The organism is Acetobacter musti, from assembly GCF_011516835.1.
Classification (GTDB): domain Bacteria; phylum Pseudomonadota; class Alphaproteobacteria; order Acetobacterales; family Acetobacteraceae; genus Acetobacter; species Acetobacter musti.
Genome location: NZ_WOTB01000054.1, coordinates 1 through 15,573 on the forward strand (window position 1 = coordinate 1; position 15,573 = coordinate 15,573).

General features: G+C 52.5%; 14 protein-coding genes and 5 pseudogenes. 10 read left to right on the plus strand and 9 right to left on the minus strand.

The features are described from left to right. Nucleotides 1-313: 313 nt before the first annotated feature. The 3 genes from GOB93_RS22165 to GOB93_RS19665 all read right to left on the minus strand — a co-directional run bounded on the left by GOB93_RS22165 (nucleotide 314) and on the right by GOB93_RS19665 (nucleotide 906). A complete protein-coding gene (locus GOB93_RS22165) occupies nucleotides 314-523 on the minus strand; it encodes a transposase (RefSeq protein WP_338422423.1) in 210 nt (69 codons plus the stop codon). Between the two features lies 1 nt (nucleotide 524). Further along, the gene (locus GOB93_RS22070) at nucleotides 525-650 is read right to left on the minus strand and encodes a hypothetical protein (protein ID WP_277877350.1); all 126 of its coding nucleotides are present in this window, start codon (nucleotides 648-650) and stop codon (nucleotides 525-527) included. Nucleotides 651-717: 67 nt separating this feature from the next. Then, on the minus strand, nucleotides 718-906 hold the full coding sequence (locus GOB93_RS19665; protein WP_173585112.1) for a hypothetical protein: 189 nt from the start codon (nucleotides 904-906) through the stop codon (nucleotides 718-720). A gap of 224 nt (nucleotides 907-1,130) precedes the next feature. Between GOB93_RS19665 and GOB93_RS19670 the strand changes: the two are divergent. After that, nucleotides 1,131-1,757, plus strand: a pseudogene (locus GOB93_RS19670) (IS5 family transposase); the annotation flags it as partial. A gap of 680 nt (nucleotides 1,758-2,437) precedes the next feature. On the opposite strand, the gene GOB93_RS19675 reads toward GOB93_RS19670, so the two are convergent. From GOB93_RS19675 to GOB93_RS19685, 3 genes and pseudogenes are all read right to left on the minus strand, one after another. Next, complete coding sequence (locus GOB93_RS19675) at nucleotides 2,438-3,907, minus strand: glycosyltransferase family 2 protein (protein ID WP_173585113.1); 1,470 nt, start codon at nucleotides 3,905-3,907, stop codon at nucleotides 2,438-2,440. Between the two features lie 354 nt (nucleotides 3,908-4,261). Then, nucleotides 4,262-4,480: pseudogene (locus GOB93_RS19680) on the minus strand (transposase); the annotation flags it as partial. A gap of 286 nt (nucleotides 4,481-4,766) precedes the next feature. Then, the gene (locus tag GOB93_RS19685) at nucleotides 4,767-4,904 is read right to left on the minus strand and encodes a transposase (protein WP_408742425.1); all 138 of its coding nucleotides are present in this window, start codon (nucleotides 4,902-4,904) and stop codon (nucleotides 4,767-4,769) included. A 551-nt stretch (nucleotides 4,905-5,455) separates the two neighbouring features. Between GOB93_RS19685 and GOB93_RS22315 the strand changes: the two genes are divergently transcribed. From GOB93_RS22315 to GOB93_RS19710, 5 genes are all read left to right on the plus strand, one after another. Next, on the plus strand, nucleotides 5,456-5,548 hold the full coding sequence (locus GOB93_RS22315; RefSeq protein ID WP_173585115.1) for a DUF3761 domain-containing protein: 93 nt from the start codon (nucleotides 5,456-5,458) through the stop codon (nucleotides 5,546-5,548). After that, nucleotides 5,539-5,784, plus strand: a complete 246-nt coding sequence (locus tag GOB93_RS19695; RefSeq protein ID WP_173585116.1) for a hypothetical protein — start codon at nucleotides 5,539-5,541, stop codon at nucleotides 5,782-5,784. The genes GOB93_RS22315 and GOB93_RS19695 overlap by 10 nt, the downstream gene beginning before the upstream one ends. A gap of 3 nt (nucleotides 5,785-5,787) precedes the next feature. Beyond that, nucleotides 5,788-6,012, plus strand: coding sequence for a hypothetical protein (locus GOB93_RS19700; RefSeq protein ID WP_206752623.1), 225 nt, complete (start codon nucleotides 5,788-5,790; stop codon nucleotides 6,010-6,012). Between the two features lie 116 nt (nucleotides 6,013-6,128). Further along, complete coding sequence (locus GOB93_RS19705; protein ID WP_242010944.1) at nucleotides 6,129-6,482, plus strand: transposase; 354 nt, start codon at nucleotides 6,129-6,131, stop codon at nucleotides 6,480-6,482. 155 nt (nucleotides 6,483-6,637) lie between these two features. Further along, nucleotides 6,638-7,132 (plus strand): MucR family transcriptional regulator, encoded by a 495-nt coding sequence (locus GOB93_RS19710; protein ID WP_173585122.1) that lies wholly within the window; start codon nucleotides 6,638-6,640, stop codon nucleotides 7,130-7,132. A 274-nt stretch (nucleotides 7,133-7,406) separates the two neighbouring features. Here the strand turns inward: GOB93_RS19710 and GOB93_RS19715 are convergent. Further along, nucleotides 7,407-8,711, minus strand: a pseudogene (locus GOB93_RS19715) (MFS transporter). A gap of 225 nt (nucleotides 8,712-8,936) precedes the next feature. Between GOB93_RS19715 and GOB93_RS19720 the strand changes: the two are divergent. Then, nucleotides 8,937-9,188, plus strand: coding sequence for an antitoxin (locus GOB93_RS19720; protein WP_173585118.1), 252 nt, complete (start codon nucleotides 8,937-8,939; stop codon nucleotides 9,186-9,188). Then, a complete protein-coding gene (locus GOB93_RS19725) occupies nucleotides 9,185-9,490 on the plus strand; it encodes a type II toxin-antitoxin system RelE/ParE family toxin (RefSeq protein ID WP_173585119.1) in 306 nt (101 codons plus the stop codon). Before GOB93_RS19720 ends, GOB93_RS19725 begins: the two co-directional genes overlap by 4 nt. 205 nt (nucleotides 9,491-9,695) lie before the next feature. On the opposite strand, the pseudogene GOB93_RS19730 reads toward GOB93_RS19725, so the two are convergent. Then, nucleotides 9,696-10,449 (minus strand): annotated as a pseudogene (locus GOB93_RS19730) (IS5 family transposase); the annotation flags it as partial. Between the two features lie 1,407 nt (nucleotides 10,450-11,856). On the opposite strand from GOB93_RS19730, the gene GOB93_RS19735 reads away from it, so the two are divergent. Together GOB93_RS19735 and GOB93_RS19740 are read left to right on the plus strand one after the other, a co-directional pair. Continuing rightward, nucleotides 11,857-12,060, plus strand: a complete 204-nt coding sequence (locus GOB93_RS19735; protein ID WP_173585120.1) for a hypothetical protein — start codon at nucleotides 11,857-11,859, stop codon at nucleotides 12,058-12,060. 83 nt (nucleotides 12,061-12,143) lie between these two features. Beyond that, nucleotides 12,144-12,953 (plus strand): annotated as a pseudogene (locus tag GOB93_RS19740) (IS5 family transposase). A gap of 102 nt (nucleotides 12,954-13,055) precedes the next feature. Here the strand turns inward: GOB93_RS19740 and GOB93_RS19745 are convergent. Continuing rightward, nucleotides 13,056-15,449 carry a TonB-dependent receptor domain-containing protein gene (locus GOB93_RS19745; RefSeq protein WP_173585121.1) on the minus strand — a complete coding sequence of 798 codons (2,394 nt, stop codon included), beginning with the start codon at nucleotides 15,447-15,449 and terminating at the stop codon, nucleotides 13,056-13,058. Nucleotides 15,450-15,573: the final 124 nt, after the last annotated feature.

Genomic DNA, 15,573 nt, shown 5'->3' on the forward strand with positions numbered 1-15,573 from the left:
CTCTGGACCGACGCCGGCATCCCGGAAGGGAAACTCCGCCCGCTCCGGCAAGCCATCACAATCACCGATAATCCTTAGCGTATATCTGTGCCCGTTTTATGTACCGACCCCGGTTCAGGATCGTAGCCTTGTTGGTGATCAAGCATCCGGGATCAATCCGGCGACGCCCCACAGCGCTGCGACGGGTCTTGCTGACCCGGCCCATAGGCGGATGCTGAACCTGGCGAACGCCATTTCGATCGGGTTGAAATCGAGACTACAGAGAGAGGGAGGAACATCATCCGTGCCCCGCTCGTTCGATAGCCTTTCCCGCTCACTGAATCCTGTGGGCGGACAGATTGTCCAGCACGACGATATCGCCCGGGCTCGGGGTAGGGCCGAGAACATGCTCGATACAGGCCTGCAAAATCTCGCCGTTCATGGCGCCCTCATGTACGAAGTGTGCGGTCTTACACGTGAGACACAGGCAGGCGGTGAGAGTGGTGGTTTTCCAGTGCCCATGAGGAGCGTCAGCTGGCAGAATTCTACGCGTAAGCGCGACCGCGCAGACGGACCATCTCCATGGAGAGGCGGGTCTTGTCGATGGAGACCAGGCGGTGCTGATTGAGGTCAGGCTGGCCGTCAAACCGGTCCTGCCGAGATGTCAGCACATCTTGGCGCTCCTGCTCCAAAGCATGTGCCGTCTTTTTTGAATGTCCATCCGCGCTGCCGCGGCCATCAGCTGAGCATGTTGCGACCAATCCCGACAGACTGCTCACTCTGCAGGCACGACAGCATCTCATTGAGCGTGATGTCTTGCCGCGCTTCGACCATGCCAACGATAAAGATTTCATGTCCATCCAGCTTTGAGCTCCACGGCTTGGCATGGTGCGCTGGCGTCGTCTGCCATGAACGGGATGTTTCCATTTTTCTGTATGGTCCTGGTTTTTCTTATGTCACCGCCTGGCCGTGTCATCCGGGGCGGGATCCCGCCGTCATAGAGGCGTTCAAAAAGGCTTCCACCGCATTCTGAGCGTCCACACCGACACCGGCCATTTGCTGAAAAGAAGGCCGATTGGGATCTGGCTGTGGGACCAAACCTGCATCGGTCAGAAGAACGGCATCGTCGGGCGATGGACCCGGCACGGCAAGGCTGGCGGATGCTGTCGATCCACTTCGGGCACTGGCGCACGGTCTATGGCTGGTTTCGTGAGTTGGCGCGACGGTTCCTGTTCCAGACCATCCATGACGTTGAACTGATGCTCGACCGGGAACAGGCAGGCCGCGAGGCCAGTCCGGCAGCGGCGGTAATCGACAGCCAGAGCATCAGGGCGCCTCATGCGAGGACAAGGGGTTACGATGCCGGCAAGAAGGTCGTCGAACGCAAGCGCCATATTGCCGTCGATACGGACGGACGCGTCCTGATGGTCGACCTGACCCCGTCCGACATCTCCGACAGTGCCGGCGCCCGGATGATCCTGGATGCGATCCGCAAGCGTTGGCCATGGGTGAAGCATCTGTTCGCCGATGGCACCTATGACCGTCTGAAGTTGATGGACAAGACGACTTATCTGGATTTCATCGTCGAGATTATCCGCCGTGACGGAACAAAGGGCTTCGAGGTGTTGCCGCGACGCTGGGTGGTCGAGAGGATCTTCGGCTGGATGACCCGCTGGCGCCGGCTCGTGCGTGATTACGAGCGCCGCGTCGACGTGTCACAGGCCATGATCTTCTTCGCCCTGGGCGCCAATCTCATGCGCAGAAATGCTCACCCGTGATTTTCCAGACAGGCTCTAAGCGCATTATTGACGCCGCCTGTTCCGCCTGAAACAATCTTACCGCACTCCCCGATGTCATACGCTCCATCGGAGCCAGCAACGGGCTCACACAGGTCAAAGGCTACAACCGTTGATCTAACCTGCCCTGTCATCGGATATCATTCCGACCGCCTGAAGACCAGCATTCTGGATCTCGAAACCAGGCCAAAAGGGTGAACGACCATCCTTACTTTTGCCTGAACTGGCCGGATCCTTCGGCGGATTCCGGATTAAACACTTCAAAAACCACAGTCCGCGAGAATGCATCGAACTGACCGCGCAGTGCGTTCAGGCGAGCCTCGGCATCAGCGGTGCCTCGCCGGGTCATTTTATTGTCTCTCGATCACACCTCGGAATGCTGGAAATCACAACAGCGTTTCAAACCGATCGGATGTCGCAACCATCCACCGGGTCGATAACGAAAATCTATTTTTATGCGGAGCCTCAAGGAAAGGCCGTTACGTTTTCATTGAGGTTCGGACGTAAAGCGAACACAAGCCAAGCAAAACATTGCGATGTGAAATCTATCCCTCTTTCCCGATAACAGACCAAGTTTATTGGGCCGTGCCGCTCATCGAAAACCCTGCTTGGCTATTATCTTCCGCCATTCATATTATTTCATGTGACACTGGCAATAAAATTCACATGATAGTTAATATATAAGATCCATAATTTGATGCTAATTTATTTTTCTCCAAGGGTGAAAGGCTTGATGCCCTTATGGAAAATTCCTCAAAGGAATAGTCACCCATAGAATTAATTATATCCGAAATTATCCCATCTGACGTATTTGCACCTGGACGATCATAAGAAACTTTCATTTCTCCCACTTTATCAAGAAATGAAAACTCTTCCCAATGAGACCGCGTCGCCCTTGATACCTCAACTATAAATCCGCTTATCTCAGGAAGAGCAGTAACAAACTTTCTGCTATCATCGGATTTCATAAAAAACCCTCCTGCTGGACACCTAATCATTTCAAAATCATAACAATAATTTTTCCTATTTTCTCCGAAAATGTTGAACTTTATATTTGAAATACAACCATAAAAATATGTGAAAAGGTATATCCTATCATCAATATATGGTTTCGCAGCAATAAGTTTTGTTGCCCCGTGCTTTTGAACCACATGGCCATCAATATTATTTAAAAATAAACACTCTCCATGATATGATTTCATTGTAAATATAGGAATATTTTTGAAATTTGGAATCCTATTTATATTTCTGTTCTTTACTCCACGTAGAACAAAGTCGCTAACATTAAGTATATTATATTTGAAATATGAAAAAACACCTAACTTTATCTTATTTAAGACATAATTTGACTTATGCACTATTTCTTTGTTTTGCTCCTCAAATATGTCGTTTTTGTTAAAATGCTCCCAATATGACGTAGTGTTTGATAAATCAACGCCAATTCTTCGTTTTATTCTACCAACAAAATGTTCCATAGATCTACATATGTAATGATTTACCCTCACAGAGTCCCAAATTATTTTTTTTGTCGGCCCCTGCAACCACTTTACTTCATCACCATTAACATCAACATATAATCCTCTATCAATGTTAAATTTATGCGGATTCTCATATTTAAATACAATTCTCTCTGGCCTAACAAAACTCTTGACTAATAAATTGTCGCCAAGGTCTTTCGTTGAATGGTAATTATATGCTTGATATATCGGAACATTATCTTTTATTACCCGAGATGAGCTTCCATATATACACCAACTCATAGCAATTGCGCTTTTATTATCATCAAATTTTTTCAGAAATTCATTTATAGAAGGGCCCTCTCCTATAGAGATATACTCATCTCCATCCAGAAGAGCTATCCATTGATATTTTCCTATCGATCTTTTTATTGCATCAAAATAGCTATTCCTTTGCCTGTTGTAGAAATTTCCTTCAGATAAGTCTGTCTTTATAACTTCAATATCAAATATCTTTGATGCAGCAAGTGCTATCTCAAATGTTCCATCACTTGAATGATCATCATAAATAAATATCTTATCAATTCCTATCGCTATATGCCAAGATATCCATCCTAATATGTCATTAGCCTCATCTTTCACAAATAAAGCAATTGCAGATCTAACTAGACTCACTCCGTTACTCCATCAGATGATACTCTGCTATAATTTCCGCCTAATTTAACGTCGGCGAACCTTATAGTGAATGTAATTTAATACTCTTATGAGATTATCCTATATCCCCTTCTCAAAGTCTAGGTTTGACGGTTGTGAGCTATGGGGGGCTCGGGAAGCACCAGATTCTGATGCCAAAGCGTGTCGTCAGTTAATCTCAATGACAACTCTGATGACCGAACGGCAGCAAGGAAAATCGATTGCAGCTTATTACTATACCTTTGAACTGTTCTGGTCTGACGAAGAATCATTGGATTTCCTTGCTCTTTGACAGAATAATCGACACGATCTGCCGATCTTCGAGCCTCCCAATGAGTGGATCGGCAGTATCCGCCGGCCGCAGCCTGAACGAACGAGATAGCGCACCGCATTGATCACCTCGCGGAATTCGACCTCTCGTGGGCGGCCACGACGCCCAGGGCCTAGCACCAACGGCGCGATCCGCTCCTATTCCTCGTCCGTCATGTCAGACGGGTAGCGTTTCGTCTTGCGGGTGATCCTGGCCATCCGGCCCCTCTGCTCTGGCATCCACATCCAGAGCTTGAAATCACATCAGACCGATTTTCCAAACAGGCTCTCAGGACTTCGGGACCGACCTCGCTCAGGCGAGGTTCTGCTTGAGTTACGTCGGCTCTTTGCCCGGGCCTCAGAGAAAGCGCCACGGTTTTTCCAGCAGCATCGATTATTGCATGGGTTTTCATCGTTGGTCCGCCACGGGACCAGTCGACGGCCCGATCCGTTCGCCCTTTTTACAGGCTCCCGCAGTATGCTGGGGAGTGCAGACAATCGTGCTGTCGACCACCGTTATTTATTGTCGTGATCAACGCCGGTGAACGTTCTTCCGGAGTCCGAACCGGGCAGGCAGATCGCGCCACGGAATACCTGCACGGTAACGACACAGCATGGTTTCGGCAAACATGCGGCTATCCACGCTCGTCCGGTCAGTACGGTCTCCCACCCGGAAGCAGATACTTCATCCGCTCCCGCTGACTGTCGCTCAGACCGTACCAACACATTGGTATCCTTCCCGCCCAAAAATGTCGAGAAAACGCCACCGATCAAACGGTAGTACAAATTGCTTTGAGCTGTAGACCAACTGACGACACGCCCTGCTGCATCTCTACACTCAGAGTCAGTGCTTTTTACGGTGCGATCTTTATATGATCGCTGTTCTCTGTAAAGAACGGGAATGAGCAGAGTGTCGGCGCTGTGAGCAGACTCATAAGCAGATTTTTCATGATAAAATTCCCGGGCCGGTCAGTCGGCCTGTAAAGCGAACGACCCGCGGCAAGGAATGGTTGCCCTGGTTAAACAGGACAGCACGCTGGCACGTGAGCGCTCAGCGAAAAACCCAGCACCCGGCAGGAAAGCAGGCATGATAAAATGGGTTCCTTCATAACCCGAGGCACGACATGGTCACCGAAAAACGAATCATCTTCCGGCCCTACACATGGAAGAAAGGTGGTCGCCGACCGAAGCTCAATCCGGGATCGCCGATTGTCTGTCGGGATGAGGCAGACGGATTGCGAAGGCTCATATAGCTTCAGCCTTCACCGTCGGAGGACGTGTTCTCATCATGTCGGAGCAGCAAAATGGCTGTGACAGGAAAAAACCTCCGCTGGCCTGACCCGGACCGTCCTGGCTGGCCGCTGAATCCGGAAGTGACCGGACCGCACGCTCTGCGTGACGAAGCAGGAGACATCGTCTGGGCATGGTGGACTCATATGCCGCCGGGGAGCAGCTTCTGGATACTGGCTTCGCCCGCCGGCCTGCATATAAGTCCGTATGCCGCCGCCCACAGGCTCAGTTACGCGGGTCCGGCTGCTCTGCCGGAGTGAACCATGGCAACACAGCGAAAGAAATCTGCTTTGACGATTAATACCAAAGCTGCAGCTGACGAGATGATCCGGCTGCTCGGTGACGACGCCGCTAACGTGGCCAGAGATCGTGCGGCTATGTTTCTCGCTGCTGAGGATCTGGAAAACGCGCGGACCTGGCTCGCCGTACACGTGCATGTGCTTGAGATGCTAAGGACGAATGCACGAAACGGAGAAGCTATCCACTGATTCCCGGAGACGGCGTCTGACGGAGCTCTCACACAAACGAGCTGCAATACCGGCGAGAAGATGCCACCTTAGAGGGTGTTATGTATTTTATAGCGTGAGTGTTGCAGAACAGATCGATGAATACTGCCAGCGGTCCGTATCCATCTGATATCATTGACGAAAAGTGGTCGCTGGATATTCCGTATCTTCTTCCGATGAAGGAAGACGCGGAACAACGCCATCACGATCTGCGGGAGTTGTTCAACGGGGTTCGGTATGTGATCCGTTACGGCATTGCATGGCGGGCGATGCCGAACGATCTTCCGCCGTGTACTGCGGTTTACCAGCAATCCCGGTGCTGGGTGGAAACGGGATGTTTCGAGGCTGCTGTCCACGATCTTCGGGCTGGACTGCGTATTGCGACAGGCAGGAAGCCCTCGCCACAATCACACCATCGCCTTCGCAGGCTTCATGCTGAAAAATGCTGCTAACCTGCTCATGCAAAGTGCATAACATCCTCTATCCTCTCGATCGCATCCATCGATACGTATCTCCCATATGACGGGTGATGGGGAGTGATCCTGATTTGCGGTTTATTGTTCGGTGTGCAAAGTATTCGATAATTAAAACCAAAGAAAGAAAACTTATGTCTGACAATCAATCAAAAAAGGTAACTGATGTAGACGTTCTTCGCGGACTGACGACTGATATTGTGTCCAGCTATCTGGCTAACAACAGTGTTCCGGCAGAGCAGATTCCGGCGCTGATTCATCAGCTATTCGATGCGCTGGTTAAAGTCGGAACCGGTGAGCAGAAGCCAGAAGCTCTGAAGCCTGCTGTCCCGATTAAAAAGAGCGTGTTCCCGGATTACATTATCTGCCTGGAAGATGGTAAGAAACTGAAGATGCTGAAGCGGTATCTGATGTCATCTTACAGCATGACACCGGAGGAATATCGCTCTCGCTGGGGTCTGCCACCAGACTATCCAATGGTTGCACCGGCTTATGCGGAGAAGCGTTCCGCCCTTGCACGGGAGATCGGACTGGGCCGGAAAATTTCGGCTCATACTGATAACAGTGAAGCGAAAATAACAAGAGTTCCCGAAGTCCGGCGTGGTCGGAAAAAGGTTTCGGCTGAGTGATTCCTGCCTCTTTCCCGGAGAGCTGCTTTCCCGATCTATGGGAAACTTATATTTCGTTGCGCCGGTAGCGGTCTGATCTGGGTGTCTGTTACCTGCACAGCCGACAGACAGTCCTGGCCGAGGGAGCAGAAGGTTCTGTCATAGCTGATCTGAAAACATAACCGAACAGGCCCGGTCAGCCAAAATCAGATCGGGACATCTGCAGGCTTCCGGGGAAAACATCGAAAGCCTGGCAGGAGGCATTGCCCGTTTGATTACAGCACTGGCAGAATGTTCATTCTCTGTCGCGCCATGCCAGAAGGCAGAGGGCCTGCAGACAGACCGCCCCCAGCGGCAGCCAGACAAATCCGGCCATAATCCAGAATGACAGATCGGGTGGCTGCGTCACTCCACCCTCGACGTAATGGCCCTGTGACAGGAACTGCGCCAGAACGAAGCCGGTCAGTCCCATCGCCAGTTTCGTGACCCACGTGTTGATCGAATACGCCAGCCCGGCCGATCCGGTCGAGGTGCGCGGATCACCATCATCCACGGCTTCCGCCAGCAAAGTGTAATACAGCGGCGACATCACGCCCTGCGCCAGCGCCAGAAGAGCCACGGCCAGGAAAAAGCCGGTCATGGACGCGCCCGCCACAGCCATCATCAGATAGGCCGCCCCCTGCGCGATCAGGCATATGACCCCGCTGCGGACGGTTCCCACCCACCGGGCAAGTGGAAGGCACGCGGGCACGCCAGCAAACAGCAGGACCGTGATGAAGGTAATGATGTTGGCGCCAAGCTGTTCCGTGCCGCCAAGGATGATACGGGCGTAATACAGGGCAAACCCGAAAAGGGCTGCCTGCCCCACGAAATAGAAGAACGCGAGCAGATTGCTCAACACCCGGTGCCGGTTTCCCAGCAGATGGCGCAGCGTGACCAGAAGGTTCTGCCGGACCGGGGCAGGTGGATTGCGCACGGTGCAGCCGCGCGCCACGCACAGTCACAGGATGCTGCCCAGAACCGACAGAGCCAGCACATAGACCGCCATGCCGTACCTGTGCTGCGCCGCGCTTTCGCCTCCACCCAGCCAGGTGATGGCGGGAATGGTCAGCAGCGCCACAAGCAGCGACCCGGCCTGACAACCCATCATGCGGAATGCATTAAGACCAACACGCCCTGTAGCGGAACGGCTGATCATGACGGCCAGCGCACCATAGGGCGTATTGATGCAGGAATAGATGGCACCAAACACGATATAGGTCGCTCCGGCCCACACAACTTTCCCCGCAGGCGAAAGCGGCAGGGCCAGAAAGCACAGGAAACCCGTTATACCGAAAGGAATGGCAAGGGAGCGGATCAGGCGCGGCACGATCAGTCCGCCGATACGGTCAACAATATAGCCGATGGCCGGATCGCAGAAGGCATCCACAACACGGGCCACCAGCAGTATCCATGATATGGCAACCAGCGGCAGACCATATATATCTGTATAATAATACATCAGGTAGGATGACGTCATGCCCCACATCATGTTGGAGGCAGCATCACCACAGCCGTAGGCCATCTTTTCTTTCACGGAAAGCGCCTGCCTGTTCTCCATTATTCTGCTTTTCCTGAAAGTTCAGACCAGGCCGTACGCTGTCATGTGGTTATGAGATAACAAGCCGGACCGGACGCCGTCAGTCCAGTGTCAGTTACCGTGTCCGCTTTAAAGAATAATGCCACAGCGCCTTTTCGTCTCAGATGAAGGCGACTGCTACCTTTTCCTCGTATCGTGCCCACATATGTGCTAATGTGAGTTTGTGCTTCACGGGAGGAATATACCATGAGCCGACTGACCATTGATATGACGGATCAGCAGCACCAGAGCCTGAAAGCACTGGCGGCATTACAGGGCAAGACGATCAAGCAGTATGCCCTTGAGCGCTTGCTCCCTGATAACCTTGATACTGACCATGCGTGGCAGGAACTTAAAAATCTGCTCAGAGCCCGCATTCAGGAAGGCCTTGATGGCAAGGTAAGCTCAAAGAGCATCAGTGCGATCTTTGGTGAGGAACTCGACGAGAAGCGCACTTGAAAAGTTACATTCTTACTGAAGCAGCGGAAGCTGATTTGCGTGCGGTCATCCGCTACACAACAAAACAGTGGGGAGACACTCAGGTTCGTCGATATGTCGCCGCTCTGGAGCGGGGCATTGTCAGCCTCGTCGAAGGTCACAGCCCTTTCAGGGATATGAGCACGCTGTATCCGGAGCTAAGGATGGCGCGGGTCGATCACCACTTCGTTTTCTGCCTGCCGCGTGAGAGTGCGCCCACGTTGGTCGTGGCCATCCTGCACGAGCGCATGGATCTTCTGACCCGACTGGCAGGCAGATTATGATCTGACGTCCGCTTCCGGGACGCAGATTGCCGGGTTCTATGTTCGGCATGAGGCGACTACCGCCAGCCTATTCCTGTACTGTTGAGCCGACAGACGGTTTTGCGGGGAGAGCAGAAGGTTTGGTATCGGAAGCGGTAGTCGCAAAGCTGACGGATGACGGCGTAGCCTTCAGTGCTCCAGGCTCAGAATTCATCCTCATTCTCTGAGCCATGAAGATAAAGCTTGCTGCGATGTGGAGAGCGGACATGAAGGTGTGAGCACAGCGGTCGTATCTGGTCGCACCACGTCGCCAGTCTTTCAGCTTTGCGAACATGTTTTCGATGAGGTGACGCTTTTTATACAGATTCCAGTCATAAGGTGGCTTTGATTTCCGGTTCTTCTTTGGCGGAATACAGGCGGTGATGTTGCGTTCTGCGAGCGACTGCCTGATTTTATTGCCGTCGTATCCCCGGTCGCCGATGACTTCTTCGGTCTCATCCGGCAGGTCTGCCAGCAGAACATCCGCCCCTTTGAAGTCGCTGACCTGTCCTGCCGTCAGATAAAGTCGAACCAGTCGTCCCTGACGATCACAGACGGCATGCAGTTTTGAGTTCAGACCGCCTTTTGTCCGTCCGATATGGCGGGAAAAAGCCCCTTTCTGAGCAGGGAGGCGGCTGTCCGGTGAGCCTTGAGATGGGTCGCATCAATCATCAGGCGCTTCGACCGGCCAGCCTGTTCTGTCAGCGCTGTAAATATCCGGTCAAAGACATCCAGGCGGCTCCGGCGAATGAAGCGGTTGTATAAGGTCTTGTATGGACCATAGGTTTTCGGAGCATCTTTCCATTGAAGTCCGTTACGGATCACGTAAACGATCCCGCTCAGAACAGCCTGTCGTCCACACGTGGCACGCCATGAGCCAAAGGAAAATATGGCCTGATCAGATCCATCTGGCGTTCAGAAAGCAAAAACACGTCAATCACAGCCTTAACTCTATCGGCAAGACTGTGAATCACAACCGTCCGCTCAGTTCAATGAATTAACAGGTCTTGATCCTAGCCGCTCAGCCGGGCAAGCGAACAGGTAATGGAATTTCTTATCGATTCATGAGAGTTATTTTTATTTAATGACATTGTCGCAAAATTAAAGTGTTATTTTTTTGGAATATACGAGGATCAGGTTAGCAGCCCCGCCGTCATAAGGCTGTGTGCAAAGTGCCTCTGCCTCGAATCCGTGAGGTAATTTCGCCGGGAGGCCTAGGAAACCGGTCCTCCGGTGCGTATTCTGGCTGAATGAAGAAGATCAGGATAATCGAGCTCGTTAGGCGACTTTTTACCGCTCCACCCGATGCGAAATGGCAACGAAACCCAAGACTTGGGCGAGTGTATAACGCTGGACGGGACGCTTATGCCGAAGGTCAACCTCTGCGCATGGCAACCTTTCTGTCCGGCGACGAAAAAGAGGCGTGGATTTCCGGCTGGAAGGAGCGACAAACCTTGGAGATGGTCTGCTGGTAACGCGCTGCCCTCGCCGGTTTCGATACCCCCCGTTCGGGCAGCGTTCCGAATTGCCAGCTTCAATCGCCGCTCGAAGAAAAAGCCGCTTCAGTGGACGGCCTGTGACGGGGTGGCCTACGCTAGGGCGCCACCCGCCTTTGCTGGAAAGGCCGTGCGAACAGAATGGAAAGCACTCCTGCAATCGCACTAAATCCGACATATGAATTCAGCAATCGGCACAGTACAACAGATACAGTCATGTGCGTCAGATAAAGACTGTATGGGATGCGCCCCAAAAATTGGGGGATAGCGCTGGTAAGCAGGATGGATTTGCTTTCTGACGCGGCCAGAACAATTATCCCGACAGATCCCAATGCGCATACAGCAGCGAACATCCTGCTGTCTGGCTCGCTATTGGAAAAGCAAGAAGCCCCGCCAGTATGACCAGCGGGGCTTCCTGAACAACGATGGAGTTTACATCTCCAGCATCGCACAAACTCACAGGGACCGCGCGAGTTCCTTATCGATAAAACAAGCATGCGTGAGATGGACCAATTGGGCCACCTATGTCTCACGCTCGACAAACCATTCATGAAAACTGTGTCCTTCACATGGATGTGGAGGGGGGCGGAATGATGAGCCGACGGTAAACTCTTATGCTTCATTGAATTTCCGGGACTGCCTCGGCTTGAAGCCTGTGGACATCGAAATTTCTAACGCGGGACGGCGTCATTCACTCTGCAAAACGTTAGTGGAGCACCGGGCCGTTAACGGTGCATTTACCTCATTGTCCGTAGTATGAGCTGTCCCCTGGTGGATAATTTCGCCGGGAGGGACGTCTTACCGACGTCTCTCCTGTGCGAGGCTTGGAATTCTCAGGAGGCGGTGAGCTTTATGAGCGATGCGGCGGGCATAGCCAATGAGAACAGTGCTGGTTTTTCTCAGGCCGGTTCCGACGAAGCGGACCTTGCGGGGGGTCGGGTGTGTCAGCAGCATGCATGGGCTCTTGAAAACAGGCGCTACGAAGAAGCATCCGCTTGGGTAAAAGAGTTTAATCGACTCATTGCCGGAAAGCGGACTCTTCGAAAAAATTCATGACACTAAGGCTGCCATCAGCTGGGCCAGAGAAGTCTCTAGAGGGTGTTATGTACTTTCGTGCCTGATTGGTGCAGTAATGAGGGATGACGCCTGCCCGCAAACCGTATCCCTCTGACGTATCAGACGAAGAATGGTCTCTGGTCGTCCCGTATCTGGTCCTGATGCGCGAGGATGCGCAACAACGACATCATGCATTGCGCGAACTGTTCAATGGGTTGCGTTACGTGATCCGCTACGGGATAGCCTGACGGGCCATGCCGAACGACCTTCCGCCGTGGTCAGCGGTCTACCAGCAATCCCGTCGCTGGATGGATGCAGGCTGCTTCGAGGTACTGACGTCTGACCTGCGTGCCGTGCTGCGTGTCGCTTCTGGCCGCAGGGCGGAGCCAACGGCAGTCATTATCGACAGCCGGACATTACGTTCGACGCCGGAAAGCGGTTCCCGCGCCGGATATGATGGGGCCAGGCGCAAAAAGGGGTCAAAGCTGCACATGGCCGTGGACACGCTGGGGCATCTGCTGGCCCTGCATGTCACACCAGCCAGCCGGGATGATCGCGCCGAGGTGGGACGTCTTGCCGCCGCCATTCAGGATGCTACGGACGAAAGCGTTGAACTGGCCTATGTCGATCAGGGATATACCGGCGAGAAACCTGCCGGGGCAGCACGGGCCCAGGGGATCGCCCTTGAGGTCGTCAGGTTGTCCGAAGCCAAACGCGGCTTTGTCCTGCTGCCGCGCCGATGGGTTGTCGAGCGATCTTTCGCATGGGCAACACGCTGTCGTAGGCTCGTCAAGGATTACGAGCGTTACGCTTCAATACTCGCAAGTCTTCATGTCATCGCATTCGCATGTTTCATGCTCAGAAATGCAGCTATACTCGCCCAAGGTGCATAACACCCTCTAGGCTCAGCACGCTCAGTTCAGGAAATAAACGCCTATCACTGTGACATCACCAGTCATGCGCTAAGACAACACCGACAATACAAAACACTGTATTTAAAAATCCAGTGATGTCTTCACATAATACATTCCACCATTGAACCCATAGGGCGAATAGGAAGCATATTTTGCCAGCCCCTGCTGAGAATTTGCAATTGAACGCGCGATCCGTGTTGGATATTTGTTTCCAATATTGTTGGCCCCCACTGCGACTGTCCAGCGAGGAAGAATTTTGTAATCAACCTCCAAATTCGTAATAAAACCGGGATTCTGCATGAATGGAACACTTCCCGGTCCCGTCGGAGCCGCCATGTAGACGATCGACCCATAGCGCATTTCCTGAACAAAGACAGACCATTTCCCCATGTCCCAGTTCACGCTGATCTGCTCGCGGTTTTTGGGAGCCGCATGCAGCACCATCATTTTGGTGTATTCGTTAACCAGATTGTTCTTTGCAGACCGGATTTCGTTATCCGAGAAATTGATTCCCATCGAGAACCGGAATTTACCAAACCGGCTCGTATCCAGAGTGTAGTTAGCATTCAGATCGCCGCCAAATGTCTGTGTGTTATACAGATTAGCGTAATAGGAAAGCGTCGTTGCACTTTCGAGATTTGCTTCACGAAGCAGATTCATTAACGTCGTATCACTTGTATCGACACTGTAAGATTTTGTGCTTCCAAGGCGGCTGTTGATAGCGATGTAATACAGATTCCCTGTTATATGGAAATTATCAACCGGCGTTGCATCCAGACCAATTGTATAGCTTCTGGAATATTCGCCTTTCATTGTGCCTGCACCAAGATATTTGGCAAGCGCGCTGCTCGCCGGCACCTGATCGACCGTGTAGCCCGGATATGGAGCCGAATAGAAATACGACATTTCCCCCAGGGTCGGCGGACGATAGCCGCTGTTGATATTGGCGCGAATGGCCCAGCGTTTGTTAAAGTTATATCGTGTGCCGATCGACCCTGTCTCGACCGTGGCGAGGTTATTATAGCTGGCAACCCGACCGCCCAGAGTCCATTCCCACTTTTTTGTTATATAAAAATCGAGGTTGACGTTGCCCTCATAAACATCACGGTTCTGGTTGGTAACGGCCATAGGGACGTTACCCGGATGGTCGGTTGCACCGAGACCTTCCCAGGAAGCCGTTTCACCCTCGGTCATCTGGAATGTATCGTGACGGTATTCACCGCCAAATCTCAGATTGATGTCTCTGGGCAGAACGCTTGTATGGAAAGATCGCGATCCCCGCAGACCGGCTGTGAGTTCAGATGAGATGGAAGAGCCGTCATAGAAGGATGTCTGAGTGCTGTCGGGAAACGACATATTCTCGGAATCCTTGGTTCCGTATTTCTGCGCGTCACGCCCGTATGTAACGTAAGCATCCCATGCGAAACCGAATTTATGTGTTCTGATTCCGTTATCCGTTTCGAAATCATACTGATCCATTGTAATATAGGGCTGATTACCAACCGGATACAGATTTGTATTGATCCACGTATCCGTGCTTGCCGCGCTGCGATAAGTTTCAGCAACATTGGCGCGGCGATGGGAAAACGTCGATGTGCTGTAGAATTCAAAGTCCTGACCAAAAGGAACGGCCATATTTTCGCTCAGCGTCTCCAGCGTTGATTTGGGGATGCCAAGGCCACGCTGCACGTTACGATTTGCCGTCTCATTCCGGGAATCGTCAAACAGAGTGCCGTAAAAGTCGCCACCTCTTGTGGTGGGCAACTGATGCGTTACCTGGGCCGCCAGATCAAGGTAACCGCCGTCATGCCCCAGCGCCATGCCGTAATTTGCTGAGCCATCAAGCCCCTGTCCGTCTCCGGCGTAGAAGCCGCTGTTTTTAAAGTTAACGCTGCCGCCATGTGTGTCGCGCTTAAGGACGATGTTCACCGCGCCGGCGATGGCATCCTGCCCGTATAAGGCCGAAGCGCCTTCGGTAATCACCTCGATGTGGTCGATGGCTGAAACCGGAATCAGCGAAATGTCGGCCGGTTCGCTGCCCCAGTTGGTGCCCGAGTTGGAGTTGAAGTTCGCGCCGATATGCCGGCGATGCCCGTTGACCAGAATCAGCGTATCGTCCGGAGACTGGCCACGAAGCTGCATGGTCTGCACGAAGGAACTGGCGCCTCCGCCTGGCAGCGCCGCCGTAGTGATCGCCGGGTTAGCCTGCGCCAGAGCGGAAAGAACGTTCGTCTGGCCGGTCCTGAGAAGTTCAGCGCCTGTCACGACTGTCACTTGGGATGTGCTGTGTTGCGGTGTGGAGATCGCGAAAGCAGAATTTCTCGTATGGGCCGCGACATGCACCACTTCGGCGTCAGCGGCATTCATCGATTTTGGCGCGACATGGGCAGGACGTGTCGGCGCAGAAACTTTTTTCTCGGTTTTATAATGCTTTGCCGGCTTATGTGATGAAAGTGTCGCGGCGTAATCGGGCATGGTAACAAAGGAACTGACTGAGGTGGTCCCGTCCGTTCGGACAGTTTTGCGGGCTTGATAAGCTATACCCGGTTGTTGTTATGCCGCCCTTCTGACGGCGTTGCTGTTGGCCATCTGGTCCGGG